Origin of the sequence: Actinomadura luzonensis (genome assembly GCF_022664455.2) — a bacterium.
In the GTDB taxonomy this organism is placed as follows: domain Bacteria; phylum Actinomycetota; class Actinomycetes; order Streptosporangiales; family Streptosporangiaceae; genus Nonomuraea; species Nonomuraea luzonensis.
In genome coordinates this window covers 2,123,075-2,139,035 of sequence record NZ_JAKRKC020000001.1, presented here as the reverse complement: position 1 = coordinate 2,139,035, position 15,961 = coordinate 2,123,075, and the positions used below count along the sequence as shown (strand labels likewise).

Annotated in this window: 13 protein-coding genes; 6 read left to right on the top strand and 7 right to left on the bottom strand. The window is 72.7% G+C overall.

Translation table 11 applies throughout. The features are described 5' to 3' along the window. Window positions 1-6: 6 nt before the first annotated feature. Window positions 7-1,044: an ABC transporter substrate-binding protein gene (locus MF672_RS10065; RefSeq protein ID WP_242375542.1), complete on the bottom strand. Its 1,038-nt coding sequence runs from the start codon at window positions 1,042-1,044 to the stop codon at window positions 7-9. A gap of 85 nt (window positions 1,045-1,129) precedes the next feature. After that, window positions 1,130-2,494: an LCP family protein gene (locus MF672_RS10060; protein ID WP_242375543.1), complete on the bottom strand. Its 1,365-nt coding sequence runs from the start codon at window positions 2,492-2,494 to the stop codon at window positions 1,130-1,132. 100 nt (window positions 2,495-2,594) lie between these two features. Here MF672_RS10060 and MF672_RS10055 point away from each other — a divergent pair, with 100 nt between their 5' ends. After that, entirely contained in the window at window positions 2,595-3,320 is a 726-nt protein-coding gene (locus MF672_RS10055) for a class I SAM-dependent methyltransferase (protein WP_242375544.1), read from the top strand. Between the two features lie 31 nt (window positions 3,321-3,351). Then, window positions 3,352-4,791 (top strand): MFS transporter, encoded by a 1,440-nt coding sequence (locus MF672_RS10050; protein ID WP_242375545.1) that lies wholly within the window; start codon window positions 3,352-3,354, stop codon window positions 4,789-4,791. On the opposite strand, the gene MF672_RS10045 is transcribed toward MF672_RS10050, so the two are convergent. Both MF672_RS10045 and MF672_RS10040 read right to left on the bottom strand, forming a co-directional pair. After that, a complete protein-coding gene (locus tag MF672_RS10045; RefSeq protein ID WP_242375546.1) occupies window positions 4,718-5,335 on the bottom strand; it encodes a thymidylate synthase family protein in 618 nt (205 codons plus the stop codon). The two genes, MF672_RS10050 and MF672_RS10045, sit on opposite strands and share 74 nt — an antisense overlap. A 42-nt stretch (window positions 5,336-5,377) precedes the next feature. Beyond that, window positions 5,378-6,037 carry a hypothetical protein gene (locus tag MF672_RS10040; protein ID WP_242375547.1) on the bottom strand — a complete coding sequence of 220 codons (660 nt, stop codon included), beginning with the start codon at window positions 6,035-6,037 and terminating at the stop codon, window positions 5,378-5,380. Window positions 6,038-6,188: 151 nt separating this feature from the next. Between MF672_RS10040 and MF672_RS10035 the strand changes: the two genes are divergently transcribed. Beyond that, window positions 6,189-6,731, top strand: a complete 543-nt coding sequence (locus MF672_RS10035) for a flavoprotein (protein WP_242375548.1) — start codon at window positions 6,189-6,191, stop codon at window positions 6,729-6,731. Between the two features lie 17 nt (window positions 6,732-6,748). Beyond that, window positions 6,749-7,705 (top strand): serine hydrolase domain-containing protein, encoded by a 957-nt coding sequence (locus MF672_RS10030; RefSeq protein ID WP_242375549.1) that lies wholly within the window; start codon window positions 6,749-6,751, stop codon window positions 7,703-7,705. Here MF672_RS10030 and MF672_RS10025 read toward each other — a convergent pair. Continuing rightward, on the bottom strand, window positions 7,694-8,650 hold the full coding sequence (locus MF672_RS10025; RefSeq protein ID WP_242375550.1) for a quinone oxidoreductase family protein: 957 nt from the start codon (window positions 8,648-8,650) through the stop codon (window positions 7,694-7,696). The two genes, MF672_RS10030 and MF672_RS10025, sit on opposite strands and share 12 nt — an antisense overlap. Window positions 8,651-8,735: 85 nt before the next feature. Here MF672_RS10025 and MF672_RS10020 point away from each other — a divergent pair, with 85 nt between their 5' ends. Then, window positions 8,736-9,335 (top strand): TetR/AcrR family transcriptional regulator, encoded by a 600-nt coding sequence (locus MF672_RS10020; protein WP_242375551.1) that lies wholly within the window; start codon window positions 8,736-8,738, stop codon window positions 9,333-9,335. On the opposite strand, the gene MF672_RS10015 is transcribed toward MF672_RS10020, so the two are convergent. Then, on the bottom strand, window positions 9,318-10,205 hold the full coding sequence (locus MF672_RS10015) for a LysR family transcriptional regulator (RefSeq protein WP_242375552.1): 888 nt from the start codon (window positions 10,203-10,205) through the stop codon (window positions 9,318-9,320). The genes MF672_RS10020 and MF672_RS10015 overlap by 18 nt on opposite strands. 71 nt (window positions 10,206-10,276) lie before the next feature. Here MF672_RS10015 and MF672_RS10010 point away from each other — a divergent pair, with 71 nt between their 5' ends. Continuing rightward, a complete protein-coding gene (locus MF672_RS10010; RefSeq protein WP_242375553.1) occupies window positions 10,277-11,152 on the top strand; it encodes a dihydrodipicolinate synthase family protein in 876 nt (291 codons plus the stop codon). Here the strand turns inward: MF672_RS10010 and MF672_RS10005 are convergent. Beyond that, window positions 11,133-15,959, bottom strand: a complete 4,827-nt coding sequence (locus tag MF672_RS10005; RefSeq protein ID WP_242375554.1) for a DNA repair ATPase — start codon at window positions 15,957-15,959, stop codon at window positions 11,133-11,135. The two genes, MF672_RS10010 and MF672_RS10005, sit on opposite strands and share 20 nt — an antisense overlap. Window positions 15,960-15,961: the final 2 nt, after the last annotated feature.

The window sequence follows — 15,961 nt, the reverse complement described above, 5'->3', positions numbered from 1 at the left end:
GTCACCTCATCTGTCCGAGACGGCCGCCTGGCCCTCGGCGGCCAGGACCTCGTTGAGCGGCTTGAGGTCGTAGATGCCGGTGAGGTCCACCGGCTCGAGCAGGCCGACCTCCTCGGCGTGCTTGGCGCTGGCGGTCAGCGAGGAGGCGATCGGGTCGTTCGTGAAGGTGATGTTCTTGAAGGCGCTCGCCAGCACCTCGGGCTTGAGCGGCTTCTTGGTCAGCTTCTCGATCGCGGCGTTGGCGACCTGGGCGGCGCCGTCCGGGTCGTCGTTGATGAACTTGTTGGCCGCGACGTGCGCCTTGAGCAGCTTCTTGACCAGGTCGGGGTGGGCCTTGGCCCACTCCTGCCGGACGATCAGGTGGGTGATCACGAACTGCTTGCCCGGCCACAGCTCACGCTCGTCCTGGAGCACCTTGCCGCCGCTCTCGAGGACCAGCCGGCTGGCGAACGGCTCGGGCACCCAGGCGCCGTCGATGTCGCCGGTGGCGAAGGTCTGGAGCGTCTGCGCGTTCTCCTGCGGCACGATGTGCACGTCGCCGCCGCCCTTGGTGTCGGTGTTGAGGCCCTTGCTGCGCAGCCAGTAGCGGAGCGCGACGTCCTGGGTGTTGCCGAGCTGCGGGGTGGCGATCTTCTTGCCCCGGAGGTCCTCGACGCTCTTGATCTCCGGCTTGACGACCAGGGCGACGCCGCCGGACGCGGCCCCTGCGATGATCTTGATGGCCTGGCCCTTGGACTTCTGCCAGGCGTTGATGGCCGGGTTCGGGCCGACGTAGGTGGCGTCGATGGCGCCGGAGAAGACCGCCTCGATGGCGGCGGGGCCGGCGTTGAACGTGCTGGTCCTGACCGGGACGCCCAGCTCCTTCTGGTAGAAGCCCTTCTCGACCCCCACCAGGGCGGTGGCGTGGGTGATGTTCGGGAAGAAGCCGAGGCGCACCTGGTCGGCGCCCGCGTCGGCGCTGCCGGCGGCGTCGTTCCCGCAGGCGGCCGTCCCGGCGGTGAGTGCCATCAGCGCCAATGCGGCCAGCACCCGGCGAGCGTTCATGCCGTACCCTCTATTCCTACTTTTTTAGTCGGCTATGCCAGATTAAAGGGCACAGTTCCCGATACGTCAAGTAGGGATAAAGGGCTTACCGGCAGGCCGCGTCGAGGTTGACCGGATCCTCCGGGCTCTGCTGCGGCGTGGCGTTCCTGGCCGAGCGGGCCGTGCGGCGCTCGTCCAGCGCGTCGGCCACCTTGCGCCGGATCAGCGACCAGTCCGGATCGACCGTGCTGATCAGCGGCGGGACGAAGCTGAGGCTGTGGATCTTGTTCTCCTTCACCTTCTGCGACAGCTCCACCAGGGCCGGCAGCAGGTCCTGCGGCAGGTCGGTGGAGATGGCCCGCTTGGTGGCGGCCGCCAGGCGCTCGAAGCTGTTGAGCACGGTCATCGGGTCGGCCTGCTTGGCGACGGCGTTGAGCAGGCACTTCTGGCGGCCCATCCGGACGTAGTCGTCGCTGTCGGTGCGCGAGCGGCCGAACCACAACGCCTGCTGGCCGGTCAGCTTGCGGGTGCCGGCGGGCAGCAGGCCCTCGCGGTAGCGGCCGTACACGATGGGCTCCTTGACGGTGACCTCGACGCCGCCCATGGCGTCGATGATCTCGGCGAAGCCCTTCATGTCGACCATCGCGTAGTAGCTCACCGGGAGGCCGAGGATGTCGCCGACGGTCTGCTTCAGCAGCTCGGCGCCGCGTCGGCCGCGCTCGACGCCGGGCACCAGGTCGGGGTGGTCCTCGGCGTACTGGAAGACCTCGTTGAGCAGGCCCGGGGTCTCCGGGCCCTCGCCCGTGAAGCCGGAGGGGAAGCGGGCCCGCGCCGGGCCCTCGGGGAGCTGCACGCGCTGGAGGTTGCGCGGCAGGCCGAACAGCGTGGTCGCGCCGGTGTGCACGTCCACGCTGGCCACGGTCATGCTGTCGGTGCGCACGCCGGGCCTGCCGGGCGCGGCGTCCGCGCCGAGCAGCAGGAAGTTGACCCGGTCGGCGTCGTTCCACGGGTCCTGGGCGAGGACCGGGGCGCCGCCCCCGGACGGGAACAGGCTGTCCACGACGTCGCGCGAGACGTAGGCGAGCCGGGCGGCGTAGACCGTCGGCCCGAGGACGAGCGCGCACAGGGCGATGACCAGCGAGGTGCTGAGCACGCGGCCGACGGCGTCCGCGCGCGGCGGCCGGACCAGCAGGAACGACCAGATGATCACCCCGGTCCAGGCCAGCGCGATCACCACCAGGCCGACGGTCAGCCCGATCATCCAGCGGGGCTGCACCGCGAGCGAGAGCAGGCGCGTGCTGAAGGCGGTGAACACGACGAGGATCGCGGCCAGCATGAGGATGTACGCCGCCATCAGCGCGAGCCCGGCCCGCCGCCGCTCGGCGGCCAGGTGCGCCACACCCCACAACACGGCCGAGGCCAGCGTCAACGCGATGCTGGCGCCGAGGCCGAATCCCCGCTGTTTATCCATCCACGTCACCCTAGTAATGGGATGTGCGTGATTGCCGCTGCGAAAGGGAAGGGTCAGGTCAAGTCGCCGTCAAATAACCATCTTGCGATATAACGTGAGTGTGCGCAAACGACACGGCAGCTACGGCTTCGACGCGCCGTGGGCCCTGGCGGGTCTGCTCTTCGGAGCGGTCGTGCTGGTGGCCCTCGCAGTGGTCTCGTTCGCCCTCGACATCGTGGCGGCGGGCATCGCCTTCCTCTTCGGCGGGCTCTACACGCTGGCCAGCGCGGCCAGCTACCTCTACACGACCCGGCGCGGCAAGTTCGCCGTCTGGGCCGGCGAGCTGCGGCGGCTGGAGGGCCACGAGCGCCTGCTCGACCTCGGCTGCGGGCGCGGCGCGGTGCTGCTCATGGCCGCGGAGCACCTGCCGAAGGGCCGCGCCACCGGCGTCGACCTGTGGCGCGCGAAGGACCAGTCGGGCAACGCCGAGGCGGTGACCCGGGCCAACGCCGCGGCCGAGGGCGTCGCCGACCGGGTGGAGCTGGTCACCGGCGACCTGCGCGACCTGCCCTTCGGCGACGCCGCGTTCGACGTGGTCGTCTCCAGCATGGCGATCCACAACATCGCCGACGCCGAGGGGCGGGCCCAGGCCGTGCGCGAGGCGCACCGGGTGCTGCGGCCCGGCGGGCTCCTGCTCGTCGCCGACTTCCGCCACACCCCCGACTACGAGGAGCTCTTACGCGGGCTCGGCGTCGTGGACGTGCGCCGCCGCGACGCCGGCTGGCGCTTCTGGTACGGCGGCCCCTGGTTCGCCACATGGCTGTTGGAAGCCAGGAAACCCGCGTAGAAAAGGCTTTCCGGGGTATCGGGTCGCTTTTATGAGCGACGTGGAAACCGGCACCGTCACCACCAAGGTGCCCGCGCGGCTGGACCGGCTTCCCTGGTCCCGCTGGCACTGGATGATCGTCATCGGCCTCGGCACCGTCTGGATCCTCGACGGGCTGGAGGTCACCATCGTCGGCAACCTGTCCGCCCAGCTCGCCAAGCCGGGCAGCGGGATCGACATCACGCAGGCCCAGGTCGCGGGCCTGGCCGCCGCGCTCTACGTCGCGGGGGCCTGCGCCGGGGCGCTGTTCTTCGGCTGGCTGACCGACCGCTTCGGCCGCAAGAAGCTGTTCCTCATCACGCTGCTGGTCTACCTGGCGGCGACGCTGATGACGGCCTTCTCCTTCAGCGCGTGGTGGTTCTTCCTGTTCAGGTTCATGACCGGTTTCGGCATCGGCGGCGAGTACGCGGCCATCAACTCGGCGATCGACGAGCTGATCCCGAGCAAGCACCGGGGCCGCATCGACATCATCATCAACGGCAGCTACTGGCTCGGCGCGGCCGGCGGCGCGCTGCTGACCGTGCCGCTGCTCAACGACCTGCCGGTCAACATCGGCTGGCGGGTGGCGTTCGGGCTGGGCGTGGTGCTGGGCCTGGCCATCCTGCTGGTCCGGCGGCACGTGCCGGAGAGCCCGCGCTGGTTGTTCATCCACGGCCGCGGCAAGGAGGCCGAGGGGATCGTCGACGACGTCGAGCGGCAGATCGGCGGCGACCTGCCCGAGCCGGAGCGCTCGATGACCATCCACACGCGCAGGTCGATCGGCTTCCTGCGGATCGCGCACACGATGGTCGCGCTCTACCCCAAGCGCACGGTGCTGGGCCTGTCGCTGTTCATCGGGCAGGCGTTCCTCTACAACGCCATCACCTTCGGGTACGCGCAGATCCTGTCCACGTTCTTCAAGATCGACACGCACACGGGCTACTACTTCGCGGTCATCGCGGCCGGCAACTTCCTCGGCCCGCTGCTGCTCGGCCACCTCTTCGACACCGTCGGCCGGGTGCCGATGATCTCGGCCACCTACATCGGCTCCGGGGTGCTGCTGCTCGGCACGGCCTGGCTGTTCAACCAGGGCATGCTGACCGCGGTGACGCTGACCGCCTGCTGGTGCGTGGTGCTGTTCGTGGCCTCGGCGGGGGCGAGCTCGGCCTACCTGACGGTGAGCGAGATCTTCCCGATGGAGACCAGGGCCATGGCCATCGCGTTCTTCTTCGCGATCGGCACCGCCGCCGGCGGCATCGCCGGCCCGCTGGTCTTCTCCTCGCTGGTCGAGAGCGGGGTGCCGGGTGACACGGCGCTCGCGTTCAGCATCGGCGGGCTGGTGATGATCGTCGGCGGCCTGGTCGAGGTGTTCCTCGGGGTCAAGGCCGAGCGGAGGGGGCTTGAGGATATCGCCGAGCCGCTGTCCGCTGCCGGGGCACGGGCCGCCGCATGATCGTCAGCACCTGGGTGCTGTCGGCCAGGTACAGGTGGGGCACGTCCACGAACACCCGCATCGGGCCGCGTTCCATGCGCAGCGTGCGCGCCATGCGCGCGTGCACGTCGGCGAGCGGCACGTAGTTGAGGTAGCTGGTGTAGGCGTTCTGGGAACGGAACGACGCGGTCATGACGAGCGCGTCCTGCCTGATCCGGAACGCCAGCCCCACCAGGCACGGCACGGCGTCGTACGCCTCGCCCGGCTCGGTGAGCGAGATCCACGCGCTCTTGCTGTACGGCTTCAGCCGTAACAGGTCGGCCGCCCACCGGAGCTGGCCCTTGATCCGTGCTCCATAGCTGTACTTGAACGGCGGCACGACCGCCTCCTCGCTGAACTTGCGGCTGTACAACGCCAGCCGTTCGGGGTCGCCGTGCCGTTCGAGGATCGGGTCGTCTCGGCTGACCCGAGCGATCTCGAACAGCACGGCCGGCCCCTCGATGACGGGGCCGCGGTCGTCGAGGGCGAGCGTCCCCGCCGACCACACGTGGCGCATCAACCACATCCACGCCTCCCCACACGACGCCCATTGAGCCGGGCCGGGCATTCAGGTCTCCAGATTCGGGAATTCGTACGGATTGCGGGGGAGCCGGCGGCGCCTGCTCACGTTGCAGCGCACGTAGTACACCGCGTAGTGGACCAGTGCCACCAGCAGGATGCCGGTCATGAGCGAGGGCAGGCCGGGCCGCTGCCCGGTCAGGCCCGTCATGCCGACGGTCAGATAGGTGCTGTTGACGATGGCGAGCACCATGACGTTGATGCCCGGCCAGGCCAGCGGCGCGTACGTCTCGGGGAAGCGCGGGTCGATCGGCAGGTTCGGGCTCCAGTCCAGGTCCTTGAGCAACCGGGTGGCGTACAGGAGCCGGAAGTTGTTGATCGCCCGCGCGGTCCTGGCGTGCGCGTTGACCGCCTCGATGAGGCGCAGGAACGGCAGCACGCTCAGCAGCCCGAACGCGGTCACCAGGGCGAACAGGTACCACGGCACCTGCTCCCACCGCGTCAGGCTCTGCGGGTCGACCACTTTCGCGCCGGCCAGGGCGACGGCGGCGAGGAACGGGGCGGAGAGCAGGCTCAGCGCGAGCCTGGTCATCTTCAGCCGCTCCTCCTTCGCGGCGAGGTGCACCGCGTAGATGCCGGTGAAGTCCACCGCGGCCAGCTGGAGGAACTGGCCCGGGGCCCAGTCGTCACGCTGGGGGGTCTTCCGCATGGGCGTGCTCCCGGAGGTGTGTACCTCCAGTATGAGCGCATTTTTTGGGAATGGGCCAAGATTTCTACCATTTGTTCCAACAAATCTCGACTGGTTGGCGTCAGGGGGTGCGTCAGGGCCTTCCGGCGGGGCGCGTGCGATCCTGGCGGACGTGACCGCATCCCCACCCCCGCCCGCCGGGAAGGTCCTGTACGTCATCGTGTGCGCCGCCTTCGCGGCCTCGGACGCCGGCCGCCTCGTCGCCGCGGCCCAGGACCTCGGCTGGATCGTGCAGGTCGTCGCCACCCCGGCCGCGCTGGACTTCATCGACGTCCCGGCCCTGGAGGCCCGCACCGGGCGGCCGGTCCGCAGCCGCTACCGCAAGCCGTCGGAGCCGAAGCCGCCGCGGGCCGACGCCATGATCGTGGCGCCGGCGACGTACAACACGGTCAACAAGTTCGCGCAGGGGATCGCGGACACGTACGCGCTGGGGGTGCTGGCCGAGGCGCCGGGGCTCGGCATCCCGGTCGTCGTGCTGCCCTTCGTCAACGCGGCGCTGGCCGCCCGGCTGCCGTTCCGGCGCGCGGTCGCCGACCTGCTCGCCGACGGCGTCCGCGTCCTGCCCCCGGCCGACGCCGCCGACCCCGACCCCTGGAGACCCGCGCTGAAGGAGCTGGGCCCGCCACCAGCGGGAGTTGAGTCTCACACGGTGTGAGGGCGTATGCCTGAAGCATGGACATGAGCATGGCGGAGCGGGTCGAGGCGGTGCTGCGGGACGGGCGCGCGCCCGGCTTCCACGGACTGGTGGTGATGCGGGGTGGGGAGCCGGTGCTGGAGCGGTACGGGGCCGGCCAGGACCGGCGGCTGGGCGAGGCGCTCGGGCACGTCACGTTCGACCGGGACACGCTGCACGACGTGCGGTCGGTCAGCAAGAGCGTGGTGGCGCTGCTGTACGGCGTCGCGCTCGGCGACGGGCTGGTGCCGGAGCCCGGGGCCGGCCTGCTGGCGCAGTTCCCGCACTATCCGGACCTGGCGGCCGACCCCGGCCGGGCCCACCTGACGATCGAGCACGCGCTGACCATGACGCTCGGCCTCGACTGGAACGAGGACGCCCCCTATACCAGCCCCGCCAACAGCGAGATCGCCATGGAGCTGGCCCCCGACCGCTACCGGTACGTGCTGGAGCGCCCGGTCGCCGAGGAGGCGGGCAAGCGCTGGCGCTACTGCGGCGGCGCGACCGCGCTGCTCGGCGGCATCATCGCGAGGGGCGTGGGCCGGCCGCTGGAGGAGTACGCGGCCGAGGCGTTGTTCGGGCCGCTCGGCATCACGTCCTTCGCGTGGACGAAGGGGGGCGACGGGGTCGTCTCGGCCGCCGCCGGGCTGCGGCTGCGGCCGGTGGACCTGGCCGCCGTCGGGCAGCTCGTGCTCGACGGCGGGCGCGGGATCGTGCCGGCGGACTGGCTGGGGGAGACGCTGCGCTCGCGGGTGCCGATCGACGGCTCCTTCACCTACGGCTACCACTGGTACGTCGTCACCGGGGAACGCCGCCGCGTCCTCGGCATCGGCAACGGCGGGCAGCTGCTCGCCGTGGTGCCCGGCGAGGAGCTGGTGGTGGCGGTGACCGGCGGGAACTACGACGGCGACGCGAACGGCTCGTGGGCGCTCCTGGCGGCCGTCCTAGGGGACTAGCAGGACGCGGCCGGTGAGCGTGCGGCCCTCCACCAGGCGGTGGGCCTCGGCCGCCGCCTCCAGCGGGAGCGTGCGCTCGACGAAGGCCCGGCTCCGGCCGTCCGCCAGGCGCTCCAGCATCTCGGGGTAGTGCGTGCCGAACACCTGCGCGGCCCAGCCGGGGCCGCCGCAGCCGATGAGGGTGAGGCCGCGGTCGATCAGGTCGGCGGCGGTGACGGCGGCCGGCTCGCCGCTGAGCAGGCCGTAGGAGAGCAGGCGTCCCGAGCCGGGCGTCAGATGGTCGAGCACCGCGCGGGCCGACGCGCCGCCGATGGAGTCGAAGACCACGTCCACGTCGCCGGGCAGCTCATCGGGCCAGTCCGCCGAGCCGTGGTCGAGGACGAGGTCGGCGCCCAGCCCGGCGGCGCGCTCCCGCTTGGCGGCCGAGCCGGCGGTGGCGATCACCCTGGCCGCGCCGAACTCCTTGGCGTGCCGGACGAGCTGGGTGCCGACCGAGCTGGTCGCGGCCTCCACCAGCACGCTCTCCCCGCCGCGCAGCCCGGCGCGGTGCAGCAGGGCGAGCGCGATCGCGCCGGGCGCGGCCAGGGCGAGCGCGTCCAGCGGGGGCACGCCCTCGGGGACGGGGCAGGTCAGGGCGGCCGGCATGAGGACGTACTCCGCGTAGGCGCCCAGCCCGCCGGTCACGCCGACGCGGACGGTGCCCAGCAGCTCGGGGGCGACGCCGTCGCCGGTCTCCACGACCTCGCCGACCGCCTCGGCGCCGAGCACGGCGGGCAGCGGCAGCGGGAAGGGCAGCGTGCCGGCCCGGATCTGCGTCTCGGCGTAGCCGACGCCGGCGGCGTGGGCGCGGATGAGGAGCTGCCCGGGGCCGGGGACGGGCCGCGGCACGTCCTGGGCCTTGAGCTGCTCGGGGCCGCCGGTCTCGGTCAGGACGACAGCGCGCATGGAGGTCTCCAAGGGGTAAGTGGACCGTTGGTTCAGTTAATATATGGACCACTGGTCAAGTTTGTCCATGCGAAAGAATGACCGGATGGAAGAACGCCGGGAGCGGGCCGACGCCGCGCGCAACAGGCAGGCCATCCTCCGGGCGGCCGAGGAGCTGCTGCGGCGGCACCCGCCCGAGCAGGTGTCGATCGAGCGGGTGGCGGCCGAGGCCGGCGTGGGCAAGGGCACCGTCTTCCACCGGTTCGGCAGCAGGACCGGGCTCATGCGGGAGCTGATGAACGAGCGGGCGCGCGAGCTGGAGCAGGCCGTCGCCGAGGGGCCGCCGCCGCTCGGGCCGGGCGCGCCGCCGGCCGAGCGGCTGGTCGCCTTCCTCGCCGAGGTGGCCGCGCTGGCCGCGCGCAACGGCAACCTGCTGGCGGCCCACGAGCACGCCGTCCTCACCAGCAAGAGCCCCGAGCCCCGGGAGTCGCACCCGATCTACCTCTCCTGGCACCGGCACGTGACGGCCCTGATCGCCGAGGGGCGGCCCGACGTGGACGCCGGGCTGATCGCGCACATGCTGCTCGGCGTGCTGCACATGGAGCCGGTCGCGAGCAGCCTGCGGGCCGGCGCGCACGAACGGCTCGCCGCGAGCTACGCCGACCTGGTGCGGGGGCTGCTGGGCGGCTCAGCGGGCCGGGGGTAGGTCCGCCGCGGCGGCACGGAAGGCGGTGCGGAAGGCGGCGATCGCGGCGCGCACCCCCGGATGGCCGCCGTGCCCGCGCCGGAAGGCGGCGAGCGTGCGGCGGCTCAGCGGCAAGGGGGTCAGCGTGACGCCGGCCGGCGGAGCGGTCGCGGCCAGGTGCGGGACGAGCGCCACGCCCTGACCGGCCGCGGCGAAGGCCAGCACGGTGTCGAAGTCGTCCACGTGGTGCCGCACCCGCGGCTCGAACCCGGCCGCCTGGCAGGCCCGGATCGTCATCAGGTGGCAGAGCGTGCCCGGCTTGCCGGTGATCCAGGCGTCGTCGCGGGCCTCGGCCAGCGAGCGGCGGCCGGTCAGGTAGACGGGCTCGGCGAACAGCGGCTCGGTGCCGACGGCCGCGTCGGTGACCGGCGGGACGAAGTCGTAGTCGTGGACCAGCGCCACGTCCAGCTCGCCGGCCCGCAGCGCGGCCGAGACGTCGGCGGGGTCGATCTCGGCGACCATCGGCTCCAGCCCGGGATGCCCGGCGGTGAGCGCGGCCAGCGCGGACGGCAGCAGCACCCGGGCGGCCGTCGGGAACGCGCCGATCCGCAAGGGACCGGACGGGCCGCCCCGCGCCGCGGACAGCGCGGCCGCGGCGCGGTCGAGCTGTTCGAGCACGGCCTGCGCGTGCTCGACGAGCAGGTGACCGGCCGGGGTCAGGCTCACCCGCCGGCCGGTGCGCTCCAGCAGCGGCACGCCGGCCTCCCGCTCCAGCGCGCTGAGCTGCTGCGACACGGCCGACGGGGTGAACATGACGGCCTCCGCGACCGCGGCGATCGTGCCGCGCGCGGCCAGCTCGCGGAGCAGATGGAGCTTGCGCGGATCGAGCATAAGCTCACCTTACGCTCCACGTCAGCGATCCGAACTGGACCTTAAGGTCGAGCCCGGGCCAGGCTCGGAGCATGCTGAGAGGAATCCACGTACCGCTGGTCACCCCCTTCACCCCCGGCGGCGAGGTGGCCGCCGACGCCGTCGAGAAGCTCGCCGGCCACGTCCTGGACGAGGGCGCGGCCGGGCTGGTCGCGCTCGGCACCACCGGCGAGGCCGCCGCGCTCGACCCGGACGAGCGGGCCCTGGTCATCGAGACCTGCGCCCGCGTCTGCGCCGCCCGGGACGCGCTGCTCACCGTGGGCGTGACCGGCAGCGACACCCGCGCGGCCGCCCGCGCGCTGGACGCCCTGCCGCCGGGGGTGGGGGCGGCGCTGGTGACCGTCCCGTCGTTCCTGCGGCCCGGCGAGCGCGGCGTCCTCGCGCACGTCGAGGCGCTGGCCGAGCGGACGCCGGTGCCGCTGGTGATCTACCACATCCCGTACCGGACCGGGCAGGCCGTGGGGGCGGCGACGCTGCGGCGGCTGGGGGAGCACCCGATGGTCGCCGGGGTCAAGTACGCCGCGGGCGGCCTCGACCAGGACGCCATCGACCTGCTTCGCGACCCGCCCGAGGGGTTCGAGGTGTTGTGCGGCGACGACCTGTTCGTCTCGCCGATGCTGGCCCTCGGGGCGGCGGGCGGCGTCCTCGCCTCGGCGCACCTGCGGACGCGCGAGTTCACTGGCCTCGCCGACGCCTGGCGGGAGGGGAACGCGGTCCGCGCCCGGGCGCTCGGCCACCGGCTGTCGGGGCTGTCGGCCGCGCTGTTCGCCGAGCCGAACCCCACCGTGCTCAAGGGCGTCCTGCACGCCCGGGGCCTCATCCCGACCCCGGACGTGCGGCTGCCGCTGCTGCCCGCCGGCCCCGCGGCGGTGTCCAGAGCGCTGGAGATCAGCGGGCGGGCGGGCTGAACCAGGGGGAGGTGCGCGACTCCCTGATGGCCGTGCCGACCTCGCCCACCCGGTCCGCCAGCAGCCCGATCGCGCCCACGGCCCGGGCGGCCGGGTCGTCCTCGGCGCCGCCGAGCGCCTTCGCCTTCAGGTAGGCGCGCTTGATCTCCGCCCAGCGCGCGGCCTGCTCCGGGGTGAGGCGGCCGCGCAGCTCGGCCAGCTTGAGCAGGTTGGCCTCGGCGTCCGCGGTCAGCGTCTGCGCCTCGCCCAGGTAGTGGTCGTCGATCACCGCCTCCAGCTCGTCGTCGTTCATCGCCGGGACGATCCGCTCGGCCAGCTTGTTCATGTTGCGGTAGGAGCCCTGCAGCCGGTACGGCGGCTCGGTCCGCGCCGCGTCCGACTGGGCCGCCGAGGCGATGTAGGCCCGGTTGTTGGCCAGCACGACCTCCTGCGCCCGCACCAGCTTGGCCAGGACGGCGAGGATCTGCTCCAGCTCCGGCTTCGTGTAGGGGTGCGCGAGCTGGTCGGCCCGGACGGCCGGGTCGCCCTTGGCCAGCCGCACCAGCAGCTCCACGTCCGCCCGGTCGCGGCCGGCCAGCGGGGCGAGCACCGGGTTGGAGGTGAGGGCGTTGTCCACGTAGCTGAGCGCGAACAGCTCGTCCTTGCCGGACAGCACGTCGCCCAGGTTCCACACGTCGGCCCGGTTGGCCAGCATGTCGGGGATGCGGAAGCGGGTGCCCGACTCGGTGTACGGGTTGCCCGCCATGCACACCGCGAAGCGTTTGCCGCGCAGGTCGTAGGTCCTGGTCCGGCCGTTCCACACGCCCTCGATGCGGCGCTGGGCGTCGCAGAGCGAGATGAACTTCTGCAGCAGCTCCGGCGAGGTGTGCTGGATGTCGTCCAGGTAGAGCAGCGTGTTGTTGCCGGTCTCCAGCGCGAAGGAGATCTTCTCGACCTCCTGCCGGGCGGTCGCGTCGGGCGCGTCGGCCGGGTCCAGCGAGGTGACCTGGTGGCCCAGGGCGGGGCCGTTCACCTTGACGAAGACCAGGCCGAGGCGGCTCGCCACGTACTCCATGAGCGTGGTCTTGCCGTAGCCGGGCGGCGAGATGAGCAGCAGCAGGCCCATCTGGTCGGTGCGCTTGCCCGCGCCCGCCGCGCCGACCTGCTTGGCCAGGTTGTCGCCGATCAGCGGCAGGTAGACCTCGTCGAGCAGGCGGTTGCGGACGAAGGCGCTCATGACCTTCGGCTTGTACTCCTCCAGCCGCAGCCGGGCGCGCTCGGCCTGGACCAGCTCGGTGCGGCGGCGCTGGTAGGCCCGGTACGCCGGCACCCGCTCGGCGCGGAACCGGCGGGTGCGCGGCAGGAACTCCTCCAGGCGGAGGCTCAGCTCGCGGTCCTTGATCCGGGGGTGGGTGCCGAGCAGGCCGGTCACCGTGGCGGTGGTGGCGGCGCTGGAGTCGTAGCGGGGCAGGTCGCCGCAGAGCAGCACGGCGACGGCCTCGGCCGTCTCGGGGCCCTGGTGGTAGGCCGTCAGCCAGGCCTGGGCGAGCTGCACCCGCTCGGGCAGCGGCAGCGCCCGCAGGTCCGCCTCGAACTCGCGCAGCTTGACCGGGCCGAGCCCGGCGCGGAACCCGTCGAGCACGTCACGGGCCGCCTTGCCGGTCACGAACCCGTCGGGGGCGCCGCCCAGCTCCTCGACCAGGTACTCGCCCGCCGCCTCGGCCGGGCTGACACCCAAGCTCTCGGCGAAGGCGGTGATGCGGCCGCCCAGCTCGGCGGCGAGCGCGTCCAGCGCGGGAGTGGGCCCGAACAGGGCGCGGGCGCGGGCCAGCGACACGGCCCGGGTGGCCAATGTTTTACGTGAAACCTCGTCGGTCCCGAACGTCCAGAAGAGCTGGGCCAGCGCCCGTGCCTCCGGCGGGTGGCACAGCAGCCCGGCGCCCTCGCGCAGGCGGACCAGCGCGTCCAGGATAGCGGCCGCGTCGTGGTCGTGGACGCCGCGCTCGTAGCCCTCGTCGTAGCGGGCCCCGGCGGCCCGCCGGACCAGGTCGGCCACCGCGACCCCGGCCGTGACCTCGGGCAGGAGGCAGGCGGCCAGGTGCTCGGCGCGGTAGACGTCCGCGGTCTCCGAGACCAGGAGCTGGTCCCAGAACGGCCGGGTGTCGGCGAAGGAGGCGGGCACGGGGGAGCGGTAGTCGGTGCCGGTGATGGCGAAGTGCATCGCGCCCTCGTGCGGCACCAGCGTCAGGTCGATGGGCTGGGTGTTGACGGCGAAGCGGTGGCGGCCGAGCCGCAGCGTCTCGCCGCCGTCGTCGAACAGCTCCAGGCGGTCCCGGAGGGCCCGGCCCGCCTCCTGCCGCGCCGCCTTGACCCGCCCGTCCAGCTCCTCGGCCCGTACGGCGTCGCCCAGCGACCGCAGCTCGGCCGCCGCCGCGCCCACCTTGGCCACCATCGGGTCGGTCGCGAAGTAGGTGTTGACCTCGTCGGGCGAGGCGAGCGTCCCGAGCCGCCGGGTGATCGTCCCCAGCACCCGCTCGGCCGAGCCGAACAGCCGGTCGGCCCGCCGCGCCAGCTCGTCGAGCCGGCTCTGCTTGCGCGCCGAGAACGCCTCGTAGACGTCGTCCCGCTTGGCGGCGAGCTGCGCGGCGAAGTCGTCGAACTCGCCGAAGCGCGACTCCAGGTTCTCCAGGTGCAGCATGAGCCGGCCGAGCTGCTCGTCGCACGCGGCGGGCGTGCCGGCCGCCGCCAGCGCCCCGGTGACGGCCTGCCCGAACAGCGCGAACTCGGCGGCGAACGCGGCCCGGCCCTCGGCGCCCAGCAGCTCGCGCCGCCGCCCGTCGAGCACGGCCCGCGCCCGGTTCACCCCGCCGAGGACCTCGGCGATGCGGCCGAGGATGGAGGTGCGCACGGTCGCGTCGGCGATGTCCAGCGAGCCGACGACCTCGGTCACCACCTCCAGCCCCTCGGCCTGCTCGGCCAGCCGCTCGGTGACGGGCCCGGCCTCGGCCACCGTGGCGATCGCGGCGGCCTCGGCGGCCAGGCGCTCGACGGCGGCATGGTAGGAGGTGAACGCCTCCGCGCCGGACAGGAACGCGACCGCCCGCCGCCCGGTCGCGTCCAGCTCCCCGGCCACCTCCGCCGACAGGCCGTCCAGCGCGGCCAGGTCGATGTAGCGGGTCTCGCGCAGCGTCACCAGCCGGCCCTGCGCCCGGCGCAGCGTGGCGAGCGTGCTCACCCAGGCGTCGGCGCTGTCCGGGCTGCCGCCGCGCGCCTCGCGGAGCAGGTGGGCGATCTCCTCGCCGGTCCGGCCGAGGGTGTCGCGGGCCTGGCGAGTGAGCTGCTCGACGTTCTCGTACTCGTCGAGGACCTGCTCGGCGGTGGCCCGGACGTCGGTGAGCGGCCCGCGCAGGCCGTGCTCGGCGAGCCAGTGGTAGGAGTCGAAGGCCCGGGTGCAGGCGGCGATCAGCGCCTCGAACGTGGCCGAGGAGGGCGCCATCTCCTCGACCATCCGGGCCACGGACAGGCAGTCGGAGATGCCGCGCACCAGCTCGGCGTTGCCGATGCGCTCCAGCGGCCCGGTCCCGGCGGGCTGCGCGGCGGCGTAGGTGTCGGAGACGTACGGCGTCTGCCACACCTGCATCGGGTGCACCCGCGTCGGCTCCTCGGAGGTGGCGCGGAAGACCACCATCGTGCCGTCGTCGAACAGCGAGTACCCGTGGCAGACGATGGGGTTGGCCACCTCCTTCCTGATCACGTTGTACGGCAGCAGCAGCGAGCGCCCGTCACCGCGCGCGTGGAAGACGTACAGGACGTCCTCGCCGTTGGGCGCCCGGACCACCCGCTCGAACTCCAGGTCGCTGACGTCGGTGTCGAACGTCTTGCTGATGCCGGTCGTCAGGTAGTAGCCGCCGGGGAAGATCAGCCCTTGGTCCTCGGGCAGCCGCTGGCAGGCCTGCCCGATGCCGTCCAGCCGGATGACGGCCTTGGTGCGGGTGTTGAAGACCAGGTGCCGCCACTCGCTCTCCTTGTACGGCCGCACCCGCATGAGCACGAGCGGCCCCACCCGGGCGTGCTCGACGTCGGCGTCGGCGAGGCTCTGCAGCGGCTCGTTCACCGGCTCGCTGTAGATGCCGGCCCCGGTCTCGGTGTTGTCCTCGATCTTGATGGTCAGGTCGCCGCCGACCGTCTCGACGAACACCTCGCCCCCGATGGAGATGTGCGGGTGCCGGCCGAGGACGTGGTCGTCGCGGGTGGTCGGCGTCCAGGCGAAGTCGTGCGACGGCGGGAAGACGTGGTCGCGCTCGCCCCGGTTGTCCAGGTAGCGGGGGACCCCGGCGGCGTCCACGGCCCAGCGCAGCACCCGCAGGTCGGCCGGGCCGGTCCGGAACACCGCCAGCAGCTTGCCCTCGACCCGCCGGAGCTGCTGGAGCCGGGTCTCCTTGTAGTAGCGGTAGAGCTCGGCGAAGTCCTTGGCGAACGCCGGATCGCCGAGCGCGTCCAGCGTGCCGGTGTCGAAGCGGAAGGCGTCGCCGTCGCGGCTGAAGCGGTGGACCGCGAACACGTCGGCCACGCTCGTCTCCGGCTTGAGCCCGATGAAGACGTTGTAGCCGAACAACATCACCCCGCCCAGCGAGACGATGTCCCTTGGGACGCAGTTGTTCTCGGTCCTGATGCGTTCGGTGCCGAGCAGGCGCAGCTCCGCGCCGCCGAAGACCTTCAGCCGCTCGCCGTTGAGCGTCCCGGCGGCCGCCGCGAGGGCCTTGGCCTGGGCCTGGAGGCGGTTCCGCAGGACCTCGTACGTCCCCGCCTCCAGCTCCGTGACGGTCATGC

Excerpts from the sequence above, each read along its gene's own strand:
- MF672_RS10065 (WP_242375542.1), bottom strand. The coding sequence starts at position 1,044 with ATGAACGCTCGCCGGGTGCTGGCCGCATTGGCGCTGATGGCACTCACC.
- MF672_RS10060 (WP_242375543.1), bottom strand. The coding sequence starts at position 2,494 with ATGGATAAACAGCGGGGATTCGGCCTCGGCGCCAGCATCGCGTTGACG.
- MF672_RS10050 (WP_242375545.1), top strand. The coding sequence starts at position 3,352 with ATGAGCGACGTGGAAACCGGCACCGTCACCACCAAGGTGCCCGCGCGG.
- MF672_RS10045 (WP_242375546.1), bottom strand. The coding sequence starts at position 5,335 with ATGTGGTTGATGCGCCACGTGTGGTCGGCGGGGACGCTCGCCCTCGAC.
- MF672_RS10040 (WP_242375547.1), bottom strand. The coding sequence starts at position 6,037 with ATGCGGAAGACCCCCCAGCGTGACGACTGGGCCCCGGGCCAGTTCCTC.
- MF672_RS10030 (WP_242375549.1), top strand. The coding sequence starts at position 6,749 with ATGGACATGAGCATGGCGGAGCGGGTCGAGGCGGTGCTGCGGGACGGG.
- MF672_RS10025 (WP_242375550.1), bottom strand. The coding sequence starts at position 8,650 with ATGCGCGCTGTCGTCCTGACCGAGACCGGCGGCCCCGAGCAGCTCAAG.
- MF672_RS10020 (WP_242375551.1), top strand. The coding sequence starts at position 8,736 with ATGGAAGAACGCCGGGAGCGGGCCGACGCCGCGCGCAACAGGCAGGCC.
- MF672_RS10015 (WP_242375552.1), bottom strand. The coding sequence starts at position 10,205 with ATGCTCGATCCGCGCAAGCTCCATCTGCTCCGCGAGCTGGCCGCGCGC.
- MF672_RS10010 (WP_242375553.1), top strand. The coding sequence starts at position 10,277 with ATGCTGAGAGGAATCCACGTACCGCTGGTCACCCCCTTCACCCCCGGC.
- MF672_RS10005 (WP_242375554.1), bottom strand. The coding sequence starts at position 15,959 with ATGACCGTCACGGAGCTGGAGGCGGGGACGTACGAGGTCCTGCGGAAC.